The sequence below is a fragment of the Bacteriovorax sp. Seq25_V genome (genome assembly GCF_000447795.1).
Classification (GTDB): Bacteria; Bdellovibrionota; Bacteriovoracia; order Bacteriovoracales; family Bacteriovoracaceae; genus Halobacteriovorax_A.
Map to the genome: position 1 here is coordinate 111025 of NZ_AUNI01000010.1, position 16825 is coordinate 127849.

The 16825-nt window shown below is 34.9% G+C and carries 15 protein-coding genes; 8 read left to right on the top strand and 7 right to left on the bottom strand.

Annotated elements, in window-relative coordinates; translation table 11 throughout:
* The first annotated feature begins 1 nt into the window (after position 1).
* Both M900_RS04645 and M900_RS04650 read left to right on the top strand, forming a co-directional pair.
* Positions 2-1549 (top strand): glycosyltransferase family 39 protein, encoded by a 1548-nt coding sequence (locus tag M900_RS04645; protein WP_034731330.1) that lies wholly within the window; start codon positions 2-4, stop codon positions 1547-1549.
* Positions 1491-3032: a hypothetical protein gene (locus M900_RS04650; protein ID WP_034731333.1), complete on the top strand. Its 1542-nt coding sequence runs from the start codon at positions 1491-1493 to the stop codon at positions 3030-3032. The genes M900_RS04645 and M900_RS04650 overlap by 59 nt, the downstream gene beginning before the upstream one ends.
* 2 nt (positions 3033-3034) lie before the next feature.
* On the opposite strand, the gene M900_RS04655 is transcribed toward M900_RS04650, so the two are convergent.
* Positions 3035-6346: a hypothetical protein gene (locus M900_RS04655; RefSeq protein WP_021273647.1), complete on the bottom strand. Its 3312-nt coding sequence runs from the start codon at positions 6344-6346 to the stop codon at positions 3035-3037.
* Positions 6347-6526: 180 nt separating this feature from the next.
* On the opposite strand from M900_RS04655, the gene M900_RS04660 reads away from it, so the two are divergent.
* Entirely contained in the window at positions 6527-6820 is a 294-nt protein-coding gene (locus M900_RS04660; RefSeq protein WP_157680541.1) for a hypothetical protein, read from the top strand.
* Between the two features lies 1 nt (position 6821).
* Here M900_RS04660 and M900_RS18040 read toward each other — a convergent pair whose 3' ends face one another.
* From M900_RS18040 to M900_RS04685, 6 genes are all read right to left on the bottom strand, one after another.
* A complete protein-coding gene (locus M900_RS18040) occupies positions 6822-6998 on the bottom strand; it encodes a DUF5989 family protein (RefSeq protein WP_369751639.1) in 177 nt (58 codons plus the stop codon).
* On the bottom strand, positions 6995-8722 hold the full coding sequence (locus tag M900_RS04665; protein WP_021273734.1) for a carbamoyltransferase N-terminal domain-containing protein: 1728 nt from the start codon (positions 8720-8722) through the stop codon (positions 6995-6997). Before M900_RS04665 ends, M900_RS18040 begins: the two co-directional genes overlap by 4 nt.
* A complete protein-coding gene (locus M900_RS04670; protein ID WP_157680542.1) occupies positions 8719-9201 on the bottom strand; it encodes a ferritin-like domain-containing protein in 483 nt (160 codons plus the stop codon). Before M900_RS04670 ends, M900_RS04665 begins: the two co-directional genes overlap by 4 nt.
* Positions 9202-9320: 119 nt before the next feature.
* Entirely contained in the window at positions 9321-9752 is a 432-nt protein-coding gene (locus tag M900_RS04675; RefSeq protein WP_198295942.1) for a hypothetical protein, read from the bottom strand.
* Positions 9724-10050 (bottom strand): hypothetical protein, encoded by a 327-nt coding sequence (locus tag M900_RS04680; protein ID WP_034731341.1) that lies wholly within the window; start codon positions 10048-10050, stop codon positions 9724-9726. Before M900_RS04680 ends, M900_RS04675 begins: the two co-directional genes overlap by 29 nt.
* Before the next feature lie 15 nt (positions 10051-10065).
* A complete protein-coding gene (locus tag M900_RS04685) occupies positions 10066-11124 on the bottom strand; it encodes a hypothetical protein (protein ID WP_021273623.1) in 1059 nt (352 codons plus the stop codon).
* Between the two features lie 76 nt (positions 11125-11200).
* Here M900_RS04685 and M900_RS04690 point away from each other — a divergent pair, with 76 nt between their 5' ends.
* From M900_RS04690 to M900_RS04710, 5 genes are read left to right on the top strand one after another with little or no spacing between them, the layout of a single operon-like run.
* Complete coding sequence (locus M900_RS04690; RefSeq protein ID WP_021273628.1) at positions 11201-12292, top strand: glycosyltransferase family 9 protein; 1092 nt, start codon at positions 11201-11203, stop codon at positions 12290-12292.
* The gene (locus M900_RS04695) at positions 12279-13475 is read left to right on the top strand and encodes an aminotransferase class I/II-fold pyridoxal phosphate-dependent enzyme (protein WP_021273742.1); all 1197 of its coding nucleotides are present in this window, start codon (positions 12279-12281) and stop codon (positions 13473-13475) included. The genes M900_RS04690 and M900_RS04695 overlap by 14 nt, the downstream gene beginning before the upstream one ends.
* Positions 13465-14523: a radical SAM protein gene (locus M900_RS04700; protein ID WP_021273643.1), complete on the top strand. Its 1059-nt coding sequence runs from the start codon at positions 13465-13467 to the stop codon at positions 14521-14523. Before M900_RS04695 ends, M900_RS04700 begins: the two co-directional genes overlap by 11 nt.
* The gene (locus tag M900_RS04705; protein ID WP_021273669.1) at positions 14520-16115 is read left to right on the top strand and encodes a hypothetical protein; all 1596 of its coding nucleotides are present in this window, start codon (positions 14520-14522) and stop codon (positions 16113-16115) included. The genes M900_RS04700 and M900_RS04705 overlap by 4 nt, the downstream gene beginning before the upstream one ends.
* Positions 16105-16797: a glycosyltransferase family 2 protein gene (locus M900_RS04710; RefSeq protein ID WP_021273614.1), complete on the top strand. Its 693-nt coding sequence runs from the start codon at positions 16105-16107 to the stop codon at positions 16795-16797. Before M900_RS04705 ends, M900_RS04710 begins: the two co-directional genes overlap by 11 nt.
* Positions 16798-16825: the final 28 nt, after the last annotated feature.

Sequence of the window (16825 nt, forward strand, 5' to 3'; positions counted from 1 at the left end):
TTTGGAAGCGAAAAAAAGTTATCATCTCATCTTATTTGCGCTCATATTTGTAATTCAATTTACATTTATGAGCGTCCATAAAATAATTCCTGCGGACATAATATATGGAATTAATGATCAGCAAGATATCCTAGTTAGTGATAAAGCTAAAGGCATAAATGAAAAAACTTATTTAACAAAAAATATTGTCTCTCGAAATAGTACACCCATACTAACTTTTAAGATTGTAGGGAAAGAGTTCCCGATAAAGTTCTCAGCTAGACATGGAGGGCTAGGTCTTTCATTATATAAAATTCTAAATTATGTGTTCAATGAAAATACATTTGCAATTTGGCATGCATTATTTAAGTCTCTTGCCGCACTTCTCTTTTTTTTCGCGTTAAGAAATTTTATAGGTCAAAGGAAATCATCAATTGCGACAATGATGTTAGTTATTGATCCGATGTTTCTCACAAGCTATTTTGTTTTTATAACTGAACTTATAAATCTCACTTCAATGATGATTCTTTTTTATATTTTTTCTAGGAAACAAGAGATTAATTCGAGGGGGCTATTTTTAGTCGGAGCCCTAATTGGCTTCAATCTCTATCTCAGGCTTAATTTTCTTTGGATGATTGTTTGGGTGATTCCAATATTTTATACAAAAGAATCACTTAGACAAACTCTAACAAAAAAACGAGTGTCACTATTCTTTATAGGAGGTTTCCTCGGAGGGGCCCTGTTTTTGTATCGATTGGATATTTCTCGTTTATTGGCTGAAGTTAGTCTCGTTATGCAAAGTTGGGATCCAACACACTTAATATTTTATTTTGTGAGACTACTCATGAGTCCGACAGCTTATAATCAATATTTTTTAGAAGTGGGATCAGCACTTACAGTACCTATAGAAACGATTTTGTGTATGTTTGTATTGCTGCTAGTGTTTGGTAAAGTGAATTTTAGTGAAATGAATAAGAAAATACTTTTAGGGATATTTTTGTCATTGCTAACTGTTTATTTTTGTACTCGCGCAGGAGAGAATTATTTTCTATATTTGTCTTTTCTAATAATACCGATCTATTTCTTTGTTTTTACGAATAAAATACGGATTAAGCCATTAGTGATTATTCTATTTTTACGTTTTTTAGTTTTTTCAAGTGCATACTACGGGTCCGGCGTATTAGCGATATTCGATTACAAGACAAATGAACAAGTATGGAATAAGGCGGCTGCTTTCTCTGGTAAAAAGATAGTAAATCTTAGTGACTCAGATCATGGGAAAGGAAATTATTTGGGCCATAACTTAGAAATCTATAATCTAAATAGATATTTTTATGAGTACGATAATATGACTATAAATCTTGCACTAGCTTTATTCGGGCAAGATGGAGTACTTATTCTTCCTGAGAGGGATATTTGGGGAGCTTGGTATCAGAATCAAGGTATTTTTGATTATCAAAAGTTTGAAGAAATGGCTCGCCGAGATGGAATTGAAATTATAGAATATGATCATGTTAAGAAAAAAGAAGGTACAGGATACTATATTATCAATTATAAATTCAAAAAATAAGAGAAATCAAATTTTTCTCCTGCTCACTTTATTAGGGCTTTTTTTCTTCAGGCAATATCCACGCTATGACTATATTGATTACGGAGTGTACAATAGCTACGCTCATAGTATTATTGAAGATGGCAATCTTAATATTAGTGATGAGCTTTATGAAATCAGAAAATATCGTAAAGAACCAATAATACAAACTCCTACAAACTATGACCCAGATTACCACAGTCACGGTAGCTCATTTGTTTTCGCTCCTTTTATTATAATTGGTAAACTCTTTAGTGATATCTCTCGAAGTCTTTCCGGTGATATATCGCAATACTTGAAAGCACCTTGGCCCTTAACTGAAACAAGATATTTAGAAGATATGTTTATAGGTGTAGGGTTATTTATGTTCGCCCTGATTGGGTTTTATCAGCTTTGGTCTTTTTGTTTCAGAGAGAGTACCAATCGCGATAAAGTTATCTCCATGGCCCTTCTTATGTGGGCAACACCTTTTTATATGTATACAATTCATTATCCAGGTAATATGAATATCGTTCTCCTGCCGCTTCTAACTCTTTTATATAAATTTCTTTATGATAGAGAATTTACTTTAAATGAACGAGAGTTAGTTTACTTTGTTTCATTATTATCTATTGGTTTTATTATAAAAGTTGATATCGCTTTTGTTGCTGTTTTTTTACCAATTGTTTTTTGGAGATCAAGAGGAAATCTTACGCCAAAAGATTACGTGGGTCCTAGTTTTGTAGTTCTACTTGTTCTGATTCTCTTTCTTGTGAATCGCTACTTGCAGTATGGAAGTTTACACCTTGGTTATGGAGGTGTTACAAGTTCTTTTATTCCTCTGACAATGTTGTTTACTCCATTTTCAGGTCTTTTATATACTTGTCCTATTTTCATATTTTTGCTGATTTTTTATTTCTCGACAAAGACTAAAGATAGAAATCTTACAATTTTACTGCTTTCACCTCTCGCAAAATTCATTGCAATTTCTTTTGCATTTAATTCTGGAGTTGATTTTGGTTGGCGTGATGTCATTGGGAATCTTTATATTTGGGCTCTTGTTCTTGCTCATATCTTTAAAAATCATAAATTTAAGAGAGGATTTCTGTTAATTAGTGTTATTTGCATGCTTTGGACGATGTTTCTTTCTGCTTATTATAACCACTTACCATTCGGTGAAAGTTATAGCTTTTATTTAAATGTTTTTGCTGAGGGGATCAGCTTTTTACCGAATTATTTCTTTCTTTCTGTACAGGCTTTCCATTTTTCATGGTTACGGTTAATTCTTTTTATTTTACTTCTTTGTTTCTTATGTATTATCTCTAGAAATAGAGAATTTATAGGACGCTATCTTCCACATTTTTTTATTATCAGTTATTTAATTGTGACATGCTTAAATTACATCAATAGAGATAATATTATCATCTATGACGATGCTATCGTCACAGATGATATTAAGACTTGGTATTTAATAGAAAATAAATGATATTACGGACAATATTGAGTAGTGCCTACACAGATTTCACCTGTGCAGTGTCCATCATCAACCCATGACCCACTAGTACATACCTCTCTGTTCCAGCCCTCACAATATTTTTGACTTGCGCCCGTACAGCAGTTACTGCGGCTAGCTCCAGTAGAACGTGTATCACCTTCTGTACAAACCGAGACAGCAGTACAGCTACCACTTGCTGACCATGAACCGTTATTACAAGATGCCGAAGGACTACCGGAGAATCCAGAATCACATGAATAACTTAATGTGCCACCGTGCAGAGTTGTTCCTGACGATGATGCTGTTGCATTTGAAATCGATGGAGCTGAAGAGTTCGAACAATTTGACATTGGCTTCGTTTCACTACAGCTATCATTTGAAGATCCAGAGCATGTCCAGGTCCATTCTGTTGCACCAGAGACGTTAGCTGTCGACGTCCCCGTCGTGCAGCTATAGTGAGTAGAAGCACAAAGCCCTGGTCTTGTTTCAGTACAGTTTGCATTTGAACCACCGTGTTGACCTTCACAAGTCCAAGTCCACTCGGTCGTCGTTGTCGCCTCACTTCCTGCAAGTAGAGTTCCTTTTGAACATCCTGAATGAGATGATGAACAAACAGCGTTAATAGGTTTGCTCTTTTCACATAAGACAGTCCCTCCGGTACAATACCAAGACCACTTTGAAGTTGTCTGAGTACCACCAGTTGCAGCACCATCATTACATGTGTTGTAAGTAGTTCCACAAGCTGCCTTATACATCGTACAATCTGTATCCTCTCCACCATTTATTCCTAAACAATTCCATGTGTAGAATGTTCCATTGTCTAGTAGGTTACTCAGTGTACCGCCATCACATGATTGAATATGTGTTTCACCATTCTCATCATAAGGACACATTCCATCTTCTGGATAATTTGAATAACATTTTAGGTTACCACCACCACCGATTCCGTTACAAAACCAAGTCGGAACAGTTGTTGAGCCAACAACTTCATCGGTAGTATCTGCAAATGTTCCCGCCGTACAAGTATTCGTTGAAGCACCACAAACTCCATCGGTTGTTTTAGGCTCTGTACAGCTTGCACTTGTTGCTGGTGCAGATACAGAACAAGTCCAGTAGTTATTATAAGTATCACTTGAGACTCCCGTCACTGAGCCAACCGAGCATGTATTAGTTGAAGCACCACAAACACCGTCAGATGGAGGTGTTACAGGTGTAGTACCACATTTGTAGTTGATCATTTCACAACATTTCATGTTAACATTACTTACATAACGTTTGGTTGAATTTGATACGCCACTTCGTGAAGCATTACTTGCATACGTCCAATTGGAGTAGACTGGGGTTGCTGAAACACCAAAGGTTCCGGCAGGACACTGACCCGATACGCTTCTAGTACTACAACTTCCATAATTAGTTCCAATTAGAATTGAACTCCAATTATTAATCTCACATGAATTCAGAGAAATAATCCCTCCTGAATTATTAGTCTTAACAGTCGATCCAATAACTTCACCAGAATTGGCAGAAATATTTCCTTGTGAGGCCGTGATATTTCCATTCGTCGCTGTTATATAGCTTCCATTTCCTGTTGTTGTAATATTGCCTGTTGAAGTTACAGTGTTTGCATAAATTTGCTGGCAAGTAGGGTCTGTCGCACTGTTCATGCTGCAGTGTTTTAGCAGTAGGTCACATGTTGAAAATCCTGATGGTACTCCGCCTACAAAGTTTGTTGGGTCAGGATTTCGTGCCCACATTCCCTTACAGATACTAATGAATCCTTTTCCATTCGGTGTTGTTTCATCTTGAATAGCAGTCATAACTTGTGCAACATCTCCCGCATGGGTCGGACTTATTGTTTGTGAAACTTTGTTTGCAACCCATGCCATTGTAGCCGCTCTCTGTCTTTCTGCGGCTGTGGTTGGAGCAAAATTTAGTGCTTGGCTTGGTATATTAAGAAAGCCATCGGCTTGCAGATTCCCACGGGCGCCACTGTTGTTAGAATGTGAAATCGCACCTGTTGTAGCAGAACTATCACCAATAAGTGCAAAACTATTCGCGCCTTGAATGAATATAGCACCATCAGGCTTTGTTGCCGGATTTGCAAGACTTGTTACATAAAGAGTTTTCTTAACTTCAAGTGAGCCAGGGATTCCTGCTGCTGTGGCGGTCATCCCATTACCAACACTAAGTGAGTTTTTTACTGCGAGATCACCATCTTCTAGATTTACAGGACTGTCGCTTGGAAAGCTAGACCCGACTGAAACGGATTCATTAGCCAGTACAGAACCTTTGGCGGCGTTTGGAACTTTGCCTACACCGAGTGAGTTATTGATTTGAACAACACCTGCTTCATTGAATCCAGCATCATTTGGTTGTAATGCCGTAGCTCCAATTACCATTGAGCGTGAAATTGAAAGTTCTCCACCATCATCGTTATTATCTATTGGGTCACGACCGACACCAACAGAGCCCTCTACTCTAAGATGATTATTTTTATCTGGGAATGCTGGTTGATAATTAAACTTACTTTCTTCAACTAGTACATTACCTTTGAAGGTTGCAGCGTAGTCATTATTAGGAGCATTGTCGTCTTCGACATTTATGTGTCGGCAGTTACCATCTGTATCGATCAGTCCACCTAAAGACTGACAAAGACCTGTCGCTCTTTGGTCTGTTCCATCGACAATATGAATATTACATTCAGTGATGACACCAGTTCCTCCACCTGAGGTAGAGCTATGAACAACTTGAAGAGGAATATCGAGACGTTGAGTAGTGTTACCTGCACTTGCCGCATAATTCCCTTCTCTTTCGTAAATGATTTCCAATACAGTCGTTGCAGCACGCTTGTAACCTACAGCCCCATTTTCTCTATAAGGTGCGCCTGTTGCTGCATAGTTATTAAGTGTCATACTTACGAGACGAATAGCTGTACTATTCGCGTTTACTTGACCTGCTTCGGACTTACCATAAATATCGTTCTTGGCCGGATCTGTACTCGCAAAAACTTTGAAGCCATCACTGAGATCAGTAAAACCAGTCGTTCCGTCTGCAACGTTAACTCCACCAAGTGTTGCAAAACATGCAGATTTTTTTCTAAGCGCATTTAAAACTTCAAACTTAAATTTGTCTTCAAGAGAGCGCTGGGCTTCGTATTTAACAACTTTTCCAGAGTTCTTTGTTAGGTTTAGAACACCTACTGCTAGGGCTCCAACTAATGCAGAAGTTGCAATGATCTGTGGTAGTACAGAACCTGAGTTCGAGCTAAAAATACGCTGAATAATTGATGTTTTATGGGACTTCATTAGGTGTATCCTATTAATTTATTTAGTATAATAAAAATTATATAGGAAATTGTATTTTGCACCAATCTTAAGCATAGTTTTCCCCTTTTTATATGTAATTTCAGTGCCTTGTGCTGTGTTCAGTAAAGATGGTGTGCCATAAAAACTTGTTAAAGTTCTAAAATAAGCTATTATTTCAGTATGAAATTAATAATTGTATTATTTATGGGGCTTACGCTCATTTCCTGTAAAAAAGAGAACAAAGAAGTTAAGGTCATCTATCCCGAAGGTTTCTTCTCATACAAAAGTGAACTTTATTTTTCAGATGGAAAAGCATTTTATTGTACATTTAGATCATGGGAACATTTATACGAGTTAAGAGGAACTGAGGAGAAACCTAAAACTCATATTCTGGCTCAAGAAGAACTCCCTCCTGATATGAGATTCGTTAAATACTGTAATACAAGTATCCTTACACCACTCTTTTATAAATAACTTAAAAGAGCGGGTAAATAAATGGTAGTACAGGTGATGAAATTTTTAAAATCACTATCAAAATAGAGGTTAACAGTAAGATGATCAGTATTGGTAGAAGAAACCACTTCTTGTCTTTGTGTACTTGTTTTAATAGTGCCGAAAATAAGTGTCGAGCATAGCTTAGTATATTTTTCATTTTTTAATCACAATCAAATTATCTAATAAGATAATATCAATAGGGGTTTTTAAAAAAAGTAAAAGTGCCTCTTTAGAAGACTTACATAAGGGATAACCACTTTCATTCAGAGATGTATTTAGAACAATCTGATTCTTAGTTTGAGAGATGAGATCATGGTAAAAGCCTTTCTTTGTAAGTTGAGGCCTAGTTGTTTTGTCGATGTGTATGGCACCACAAACGAGGGAGTGATATTCACTTTTTACGAGTGCGTCCGTTTGCATACCGTAAAAAGTTGAGTCGAAATTTTTGTCGACTAATATTTCTCGAGCTTTATCTTCGGTAAGAGATATCGCGTACGGACGATATGGGGCACGTTTCTTTATCTGTGTACTAATCTTTTTCGCGAGTTCTATAGAGTCACTTCTGCAAATAATAGATCTTGCTCCAAGTGCACGAGGCCCAAACTCGGCTTGTCCATTAACGAGCGCAACAATCTTGTCGTTGTTGACTTGCTCTGCTAAGAACACGGCACGTTCACTTTCTGTCAGCTCCAATATTTCTAAGGAAGAATATTGATTATTTTCACTGCTGTAGTTTGAAATATCCTTACTATCTAGAGAAGACAAAACATCTTTGACCTCATCGATTTCAACATAACTTCCGAGATAGAAATTTAAAGCAGAATCGTTACCAATCTTTCCTGATTTTGAAAGTGCTGCTCCAAGTGCGAGTCCAGCATCCCCAGGGGCTTGTGGGATAAAAATATTCTTAAACTTCGAATTTTCACGAATTTTTCTTATGAGCTTACAGTTCTGCGCTCCACCACCAGAAATACAAAGATTAGAAATATTATCATCCTGACAATGAAAATTTATGAAAGAGATTATCATCTCCTCAAAAACCTCTTGTATCGCAAGAGCATAATCGGCATAGGTGAAGTGTTCATTAGAAGTATTAAAACACGAGAGATTAATTTTCTGTGAAGAATTTCTCGAGACGCCTAAGAATTTTTCTAGTTGTTTTATATGAGCTTTAGCATTTAATGACTTCAAGTTAATAACACTTGAGTCAATAAGAATGTCACCATCTTTAAAAGTGACTATTTTTGAAAAAGGATTATTTTTCAATTGTTTTCCAAATGAACTTAGTGCCATGGTTGTACACTCAGAACTATTTGGAGAGAAACCCAACCAGTTTGTAACAAGGGAGTAGAGATAACATATACTATTTTCAAAAGATATAGATTTAACTAGTACATCATTTTTATATAGTGAGAGTGATTGATCTTGCCCAATTGAATCGAGTACCAAAGAGTAAGCGTTATCAAAATTACTCTGGTAGTATGCGCTATAGTGATGTGCTAAGTGGTGGTCTATGTAACTAATCTTATCGATAGATATATTAAGAAACTCAGCTATGCGCTTAATACTCCAAAGATTAGACCCAAGCCACTTTTTTGAAAGAGAAATAAATTGAGAAATATTAAAAAGATCATGCTTGAAGAATGTGTCAAATCTTGAAATAAATTTTTGATAAGGATTTTCACCAAAAACAACATGATCGATTTGATCTGGTCTTATATTAAATCGCTCAAGTAGATATGTTAATGTATGTAGCGGAAAATTTGAATCATGCTTAAGGTATGTAAATCTATCTTCCTCACTACAAAAAATAACCTGCCCATTCTTAATTAAAGATACAGATGCATCATGATATCCAAAGCAAATTCCTAAAATAATCATCTTATCACTCTCTTACTTAGGAAAACCAGTAGTGAATATGGAAGAATGACAAGATAAATAATAACTAATAAAAGACTTATTAATTGACCAGCAACTTGATTCCCAATATTTGAATATTTGTATCGAAACCAGAATAGTTTATCCTTTATATCAGCACTCTTATGGCTTCCAGCGTGTTGAATTTCGTCTTTAATTATTTGATGTAGCCCGCGCTTGAGTTCTGCATTCTTAGTGTGTCGATGAATATGAATGAACTTTTTGAGAGCATCCGCTTCGCCAATTTCGCAAAGCCTTGTGAATCTTTCAGGATTATTCTCGTTAAAATAGATTGACCTTGTCGGTGACTCATAAAGAAAAGGCGATAGGGAGCTATCTATCAATATTCTTTTGAAAATTGTTGCGTGCTGTCTTTCCTCTAGTGCTTGAAGAAGAAGTCTCTTTTTTATATGGCTTGGTGTTGATTCTTTAATGTTGGACATTATCTGCCAATGACTATCATCTTCTATGTAGTGGAAGCGTTTCAAGAAACGATGGAGGAATGAGGTACTTTTCTCCATCAGTATAGAACTGATAATATATTTTATCTTTAATATGAACATTATTCTTCGAGTTTGAAGTTAACCCACTCCTCTGGCGGAACGAATCTATTAATTGCTTCCTTATTTAGTCTAACTACATAGTCCTTTTTAGGTAATTGAAATCTCGATGCAATCAGATTGATTGCTCTATGCATTCGAATCACAGCAGCATCAATAACTTGCTGTTCGGTAAGTTTGATATCTTTTTCCTTTTTGTACTGATCCCAATAGTAGTGATAAATCTCCATTTCAAGATGGATATTATTTGGTTCAGAAAACCAAAGTGTAGACTGTGTGTGATGAAATTTGCCGTGATCAGGGAAATGATAATTATATATATGAGTGATAAACCTACCAGGATTTACGTCTACTTTTACAAAATCTTTTGCAAGTACTGTAAATGAAAAAAGAAGAATAAAAATTTTAATCATTGTCTTTATCATGATAATCAACTTTAACTGTTAGTTTAGGAACATTAAACTTCTTGTTCTCTATTTCAATTTGTTTAACTATTTTCATCGCAAGTTCGTCTCTTTCTTTAAAATTTTCAAATCCGCCCTTTTTTAAATAGAGGCGAACAAAAACTTGAGAAAATGGTGTGAAGAAATCCAACTCAAAATCATAATTCTTTGTAGGTTTAATAGGTTTTGAATTAACGGTGTAAATCAATGCTTCTATACGAGGCATTTCGATTACAGTTGCATGCGTTTGAAAAAAAAATAATGTTCCAATGATTAGTAGTTTTAACATGCCCTTATTATAACATTAGTCTAACTTTAAAAAAGAGAAAATTTCCTCTGCAATCAACTCATGTGTTTCTTCTGAGAGATGATCATCGAGATCATTCAGTGGCGTATTGAAAATGGAACTTACATCGCGATTTGCATATTTAGATGCAATATCAACAGTTGTGATACCTGACTGATTTAGTTTTTTGGTAAATATAAAATTCGGAGATGAGCCTTGCTGGTATAGAGACTTATTTGGAACAAAAACACTTAAGAATTTTGCTTTCCTCTTGTTAGCAATACCATTAACCAGTTTATTTAAGAAGATAACAACTTCGTCTCCATCGATTTCTTCTTTTGTACATTTAACAACTGGGAGATCCTTAATTGTCAGATCTTCTATAATATTACCAAAGAAATTAAGTAACTCTAACTTGAAGGGATTGATACTTAAGCTGAAGCGAGGAGAGAACATTGACTCATTGGCCCAGCGCTGACGTGAAAAATAAAGAGGTCTTTTAGGTGGTGTATTGTAGCGGCAAGGAGATTCTTCATGTTGAAAGGCGATTGTAGGCCTTGATACCCTGTGCTCGTAGATAAGACTATTGTTATAAGAATCATTATGTCCGTTAATCCAAATTATTGCCTTGATAGATTTGTAATTTCTAAAGTCACGAAGAAATTTTAGATAAGTTTGAAATGAAGAATAGCTAATATCAGAAATTGTTCTGACTTGATAATCGATACTATTTTTTTGAAGGAGATCATTAAGTTTAAATTGAATCGTTTGGTGAGTGGGCTTTCCCCATCCCCAGACGTGGCTGTCTCCGATTAAAAGAATTGTTGGTTTGCTGTATTCAGTGACATTTTGATCGATGATTCTTTCTGATAATTGATCCGTCTGGTAGGTTAGGCCATTGATTACAAGTTTATCATTTGGAGAGGTAATGTAACCAAGCTCTTGATCATAAATCATCTGTGATGTCGTCTGATCATACGTGATATCAATATCTCTCAAGTAGAAAGTAACGAAGATTTGGTTAGCGACAAGAACGGATAAAAGTAGTGATGTCAGCAGGAGCATTATCTTGTGCAATTCGTCACCTCGTGTATAATATTATAGTTAAGTATTAGGTATCAGACAGTTTGAGTCAAGTGAGCAAAACCTTGTTATGAAAAGACATCATCTAGAAAAATATGCAAGAGTGCTACTAACTTTAGATAAGATATGGCTTCCTATGTCTAAGTTATCGTCTTTCTTAAAAAAAAATAAAAAATTGAAGAATAATGTCTTAGTCCTGAAACTATACGAAAAGGGTGCGTTGGCACTAGTTTCACCTTTAATACATGAATTAGAGAATCAGGGTGATGATGAAGTATATTTTGCAACTCTCGACCTCAATGAAGATGCTCTTATATTTCTTCCATCTATAAAGAGAGAAAATATTTTTCTTTTTAATACAACGTCTTTCATAAAATTTATAGTTTCTCTTTTTAAATATGTTATGTGGTCGAAAAGTCTAGGCTTTAAGGCCGTGTTTAATTTAGATATTTTTTCAAATGTTAGTAATGTAATAATGAACTTTAGTTTCGCAGGTAGACGCTATAGGATAAATCAAGATGATTCTGACCAATCTCTAGCCTATAATTCGAAAGTTCATATATATGAGCATTATTCAAAACTATTTAACAAATATCTAAAAGTAGAGAGTTACCTGCCAAGTTATCCTGAGCTATTTAAGGAAACTAAAGAAAAGATTATATCTTTGTATTTAAATACAAACGATCCTCTTTGGCAGAGATCATGGACATATCAAAATTGGATAAGCTTGATTGAAAGATGTGAAAGTTACTACGGCGATGAATATGAAATTAAAGTATTTGCTCCATATGTAGAGCATGATGCTATTTTTCTGAAATATTTTTCCAAATATTATCAACCAACAGAGAGTTTGAATTTGTTGATGCAGAAAATTGCTGCTAGCACAGTATTTGTAACGACGGATTGTGGACCATCGCACTTTTCAGCCTTCTGTAATACTAAGACGATTACGCTCTTCGGTCCTGAGTCTTCAAGTTTTTTTGGTAGCTTGTCTTCGCATAATACGAATATCTCGAGTGAGGCGCCGTGTTCACCTTGCTTTAATCAATACAATAAATGCATAAGTAGTTGTGAAGATAATGTTTGCATGAAGAATATTACAGTCGATAGAGTTATGGAATATATTAGACAATCTGTAGGAGCATATAATGTTAGCGCGTAGGAAAATGTATTTCTCCTTCGGTGATATTTTTAAACTTTGTAAGTTTCTTATTAAGGGGCAGGACGAAATTATTGTCTCAAGACTTGAAAAGAAACTTAGTGCTTATTTCGGAAATCGAGATGTTATTACAACATCAAGTGGAAGAGAAGCAATTCTTCTTGGTCTTAAGTCCCTGGGACTCAGTGATGGGGATGAAATAATTGTTCCAGCTTTAACACTTGGAGAATTGATACCGTTACTTAAAAAACAAGGCTATAAAATAGTTCTTGCTGATATTTGTCCCAAGTCTCTAAATGTTACAGTAGATTCTCTGAAGAATAAGGTAAGTGACCAGACGAAATGTATTATGGTTACGCATTTGTTCGGTGTTCCTGCTGAGATTGACGAAATTATTAAGTTTTCTAATGAAAAAGGAATTCCTGTTTTAGAAGACTGTGCACATACTATGTTTGCCTCTTATGATGATCAACCTCTCGGAGCATGGGGAGATGCTGCCATTTTGAGCTTTGAAGGGAATAAACCTCTTCCGGCTTATGGAGGAGGAGCACTTATTTTAAAGAGTCAGGCTAAAGCACAAGAAATACGAGACTCTATAGAGAGTTTGCAAACGTTAAAACTTCCAATCAGTAAGAAGCTCTTTATGACAATAATTGAAGAGGTCTTTCTAATGAGTCCATTTTTTAAACCTGTTGCTTCTATTCTATTTTCGGAAAAATTCCAAGCGACATTTGAAAAACACTATCGTGGGATGAATGATAAAGTTCGCCCAAAGAGTAGATTCACAAGTTTTCAGGCAGAGATAGCATTAGAAAACTATGAGGTCTTTAGTAAAAAACAGATCGCGAATATTGAAAAAAAGCTATCATTCGAGAAAATGATAGATGCAAATATTGCAAGAGTACAATCTGTCCCAACCAAGGGAAAGCCGAGTTTTTATAATTCAACAATTATAGTAAAAGAAACAGGTGGACCTAAAAGATTAAAGAATATTTTATTCAAAAATGGTTATGATTCTGGTTTTGGATCTGAGGTCATCGATTGTTGTGACAAGTATTTTGATGGGGAGTTTAATAGCCCGAATGCCAAGTGGGTTGAAGAGCAGATACTTTTATTACCAATACATGAGCGAGCAGAGAATAGGGACATTTTGAGAATTTCTAAAGTAGTAAATAATGCTAATTAAGAACTTAATGACATTTCTCAATTTAAAATCAAGTAAGATTAGAAAGAAAAGTTCTAAGTATATTCCGATTGTTAATCTTGATGTTATTGATAGCTGCACATCAAAATGTAAAACGTGCCATATATGGAAGCATGATAATCCCGTAGCGGTTACATTTGAGGAATACAAAAAACTTCTGGCCGAATTAGGAGAGTTTAAAACTCAAATCATCTCAATAGGTGGAGGAGAACCCTTACTTAGAAATGATATTTGTAATATTATAAAAGAATCTAAGAGAAATGGGTTTAGCGTTCATATGAACTCAAGTTTAGTCGGTATATCTAAATCACAAATCGATCAACTGATCGATGCAGGATTAGACTTTATCCATGTTTCGATTGATCATTTTGAAAAAGATAAATACCATGAAATTCGTGGAATAAATGCACTTGATCATGTTCTTGGAAATCTAAACTATCTAGTCTCTAAAAATATAGAAGTAGGTATCAATGTTGTCATCAGTAAGCTCAATATATTAGATATTGATAGAATACTCGAATGGTGTCTAAAACAGAAAGTTCAAAAAGTGCAATTCATATTGGCTAAAAATACACTCCAGCAAAATGACATGAGTGATAGCGAGTTTCAAGAATATGCTTTAGCAGATAATGAAATTCTAGTAATAAAAGAGAAATTGCTCGCATTTCAAACTGCAGCAGAAAAAATTGGTGTACTGTCTAACTCCAGCATGTTCTTGGAAAATCTCATCGAAGTGAATAGGGAGAGGAGATTAATTCCGTGCTATGTGGGAAGGGCCACAGTGACAATCGATCCTTTTGGGTTTGTGAGAACTTGTTATGCATACCCATCAAAATTATCGATCAAAAATTCAACACTAAAAGATATATTACTAAGTAAGTCTTACGAGAGGGACTTAGCTAATGTCGATATGTGCAAGAAGGCTTGTCACGATGTTGGAAGTGCTGAGATTAGTATTCGCATGAATCTAAGGTATTCGATACTAAACATTAAAAAAGTTATTTTAGAAGTTGTGAGATATACAAGATGAAAAAAAGTACTATCTTAAAATATCACTTAGAAATTATAGTCGTTGTTTTGCTTGTATTCTTTGGTTTATTTCTCAATTACTTTGATCCTTTTGTTAATGATCTCTATATACTGCAAGCTAATGCTATTTTAAACGGGAAGTTGGATATTGTTTCAGCTTCATCAGATTTATTAATCTTTGATTCAACTATTTATAAGAATTCTATTTATATGAGCTGGGGGCTATTGCCAGCGTTTGAGTATATTATCTTCTCTAAACTAACTTTCGGCATGCTTAGTCCATCGGTGCTTTTCTATATTCACTTAGGTCTAATTCCTATTCTTCTAAAAAAAATTTCAGAAAGTTCAAGTCTTGGTTATATTGCATTGATTTCACCGTTCTTTCTTTATTTTTTTAAACAAGATGTAGTGGCAGTAGACTTATCATTTATTTTTGGGCTTAGTTATTTCTTAGCTTCGATTTACGCACGTAAAAAAGAAAAACATTATATTGGAGCTATAGGTATTATTGCTTCTGCACTTTGTCGTTTTGGCTTTCTACCGATTTTAATATCATACCTTCTGATTGACTCATTAAGATTTAAAAAATATTTTCTGAACTTGTTAACAATTGTTGTAGCAGTTGGCTCTGTCCTGTATGTGAACTATTTAAAATTTGAAAATTTTTTATTTTGGGGAGAGAGGTTTAATAAATTTCAGGGTGAGTGGATCACAATACTTAAAACCTTACAGGTCGATAGTTTTAGTTTGAGTAGAATCGGGTATTCTTTTATTGACTTCGTTCGAGGTGTTTTTTTAAATTTTGGTGGAGAAATTGTTTATGGAAATAGTTTAGCGATATCTCAATTAAATAGTATTCTCATTTATATATTTATAGGAGCCTTAGTGTACATGCTCCTTTCAAAATTATTGGAGGTAAAGCTTTGTGATACTTCTATGCTGCTGTTGTTCTTTGTTGATATTCTTTTTCAGATAATTTTTGTACGATTCTACTCTTTCAGACTCTTGTTTATATCCTTTATTCTTCTCTTTTTAAGTTTTGAAATTAGAATAAAAAAAGACAAGTTCTCTTTATTGGCAATGATATGTTGTTTCCTATTCTTAATAATACTAAATGACTCTATTGGAACACGACATAATAAACTGGATACTTTGCAGAATCGTGATGAAGTTCACTCTTATGACTATAGTGATAAGACCGAGTATCTGTGTGAAGATGTAAAGAGTGCTTTGAGGAGAGATAGACAGGTCTTTGACAGCTTGTTTACTGGTTTTGTCATAGAGAATGAGCGTTGTTATGCAAAAAATCCGTTTTCTATTCTAGTTAATAAAGAAAAAAAGCGCTGTCTATTAGAAATAGATTTAAAAGATATTACATGTGATAAACTTTGGTTGAAAAGCATTGCAGGTGATAATATATTTAAAGAAGAAAATGGGGTTTGTTCGGCGATAATTGAGAGTGATTATATTGGAGAGCTACTTCTGTATCTGATTTATGACTTTGAAAATCAAATCGTAGGACAAAATATATATATGAATAAAAGTAAGAGTGAATTTATAAGACTTAACTTGGACTGTGTTAATGAGTACTAATATTGATCTCTCGATAGTTGTACCATTTTTGAATGAAGAGTTAGTTTTGAATTCTTTTTTTGAGAATGCATTTAAAAAGCTAGAATCATCTCAGATCTCGTTTGAGATTATTGGCGTCGACAATGGATCAATTGATTCATCTTACGAAATTGCACAGAGATTCCCAGTTAAATTGGTTAAAGAAAAAATGCGTGGATATGGTGCTGCACTAAAACGAGGTTTTATCGAAAGTCGTGGCCAGTATATTGCTTATCTTGATTGTGATGGGAGTTATACAATTGAAGATCTTATTGCTTTATATCAAGAGATTAGAGAAAAAGGGTCTGATAAAGTCATTGGTACTCGAATCAATGATAAGTCCGAAAGTAAAGCGATGCCTCTCTTGCACCGCTATGTTGGAACACCGATGTTAAATTTATTGTGTTTCATTAGGCATGGGCTAAGAACAAATGATGTTAACTCAGGTCTTCGAGTGTTTCGCTCAAGTATTCTTAAGAAAATGAGTTTGAGTAGCGATGGGATGGAGTTTGCTTCAGAGTTCTTAATTAAGTGCTATCGAAGTAATTTTCAAATACATGAAGTCCCAATCTCTTATGGTAGGGGCTTTTCTACATCTAGACGCCCACATCTTAGGCCACTTCGTGATGGTTGTAGACACTTCTTGATGATTCTTAAGTCATAGATACTAATGATAAGTTAAAAATTGTTCA

Excerpts from the sequence above, each read along its gene's own strand:
- M900_RS04650 (WP_034731333.1), top strand. The coding sequence starts at position 1,491 with ATGTTAAGAAAAAAGAAGGTACAGGATACTATATTATCAATTATAAAT.
- M900_RS04655 (WP_021273647.1), bottom strand. The coding sequence starts at position 6,346 with ATGAAGTCCCATAAAACATCAATTATTCAGCGTATTTTTAGCTCGAAC.
- M900_RS04660 (WP_157680541.1), top strand. The coding sequence starts at position 6,527 with ATGAAATTAATAATTGTATTATTTATGGGGCTTACGCTCATTTCCTGT.
- M900_RS18040 (WP_369751639.1), bottom strand. The coding sequence starts at position 6,998 with ATGAAAAATATACTAAGCTATGCTCGACACTTATTTTCGGCACTATTA.
- M900_RS04665 (WP_021273734.1), bottom strand. The coding sequence starts at position 8,722 with ATGATTATTTTAGGAATTTGCTTTGGATATCATGATGCATCTGTATCT.
- M900_RS04670 (WP_157680542.1), bottom strand. The coding sequence starts at position 9,201 with ATGTCCAACATTAAAGAATCAACACCAAGCCATATAAAAAAGAGACTT.
- M900_RS04680 (WP_034731341.1), bottom strand. The coding sequence starts at position 10,050 with ATGTTAAAACTACTAATCATTGGAACATTATTTTTTTTTCAAACGCAT.
- M900_RS04690 (WP_021273628.1), top strand. The coding sequence starts at position 11,201 with ATGAAAAGACATCATCTAGAAAAATATGCAAGAGTGCTACTAACTTTA.
- M900_RS04695 (WP_021273742.1), top strand. The coding sequence starts at position 12,279 with ATGTTAGCGCGTAGGAAAATGTATTTCTCCTTCGGTGATATTTTTAAA.
- M900_RS04700 (WP_021273643.1), top strand. The coding sequence starts at position 13,465 with ATGCTAATTAAGAACTTAATGACATTTCTCAATTTAAAATCAAGTAAG.
- M900_RS04705 (WP_021273669.1), top strand. The coding sequence starts at position 14,520 with ATGAAAAAAAGTACTATCTTAAAATATCACTTAGAAATTATAGTCGTT.
- M900_RS04710 (WP_021273614.1), top strand. The coding sequence starts at position 16,105 with ATGAGTACTAATATTGATCTCTCGATAGTTGTACCATTTTTGAATGAA.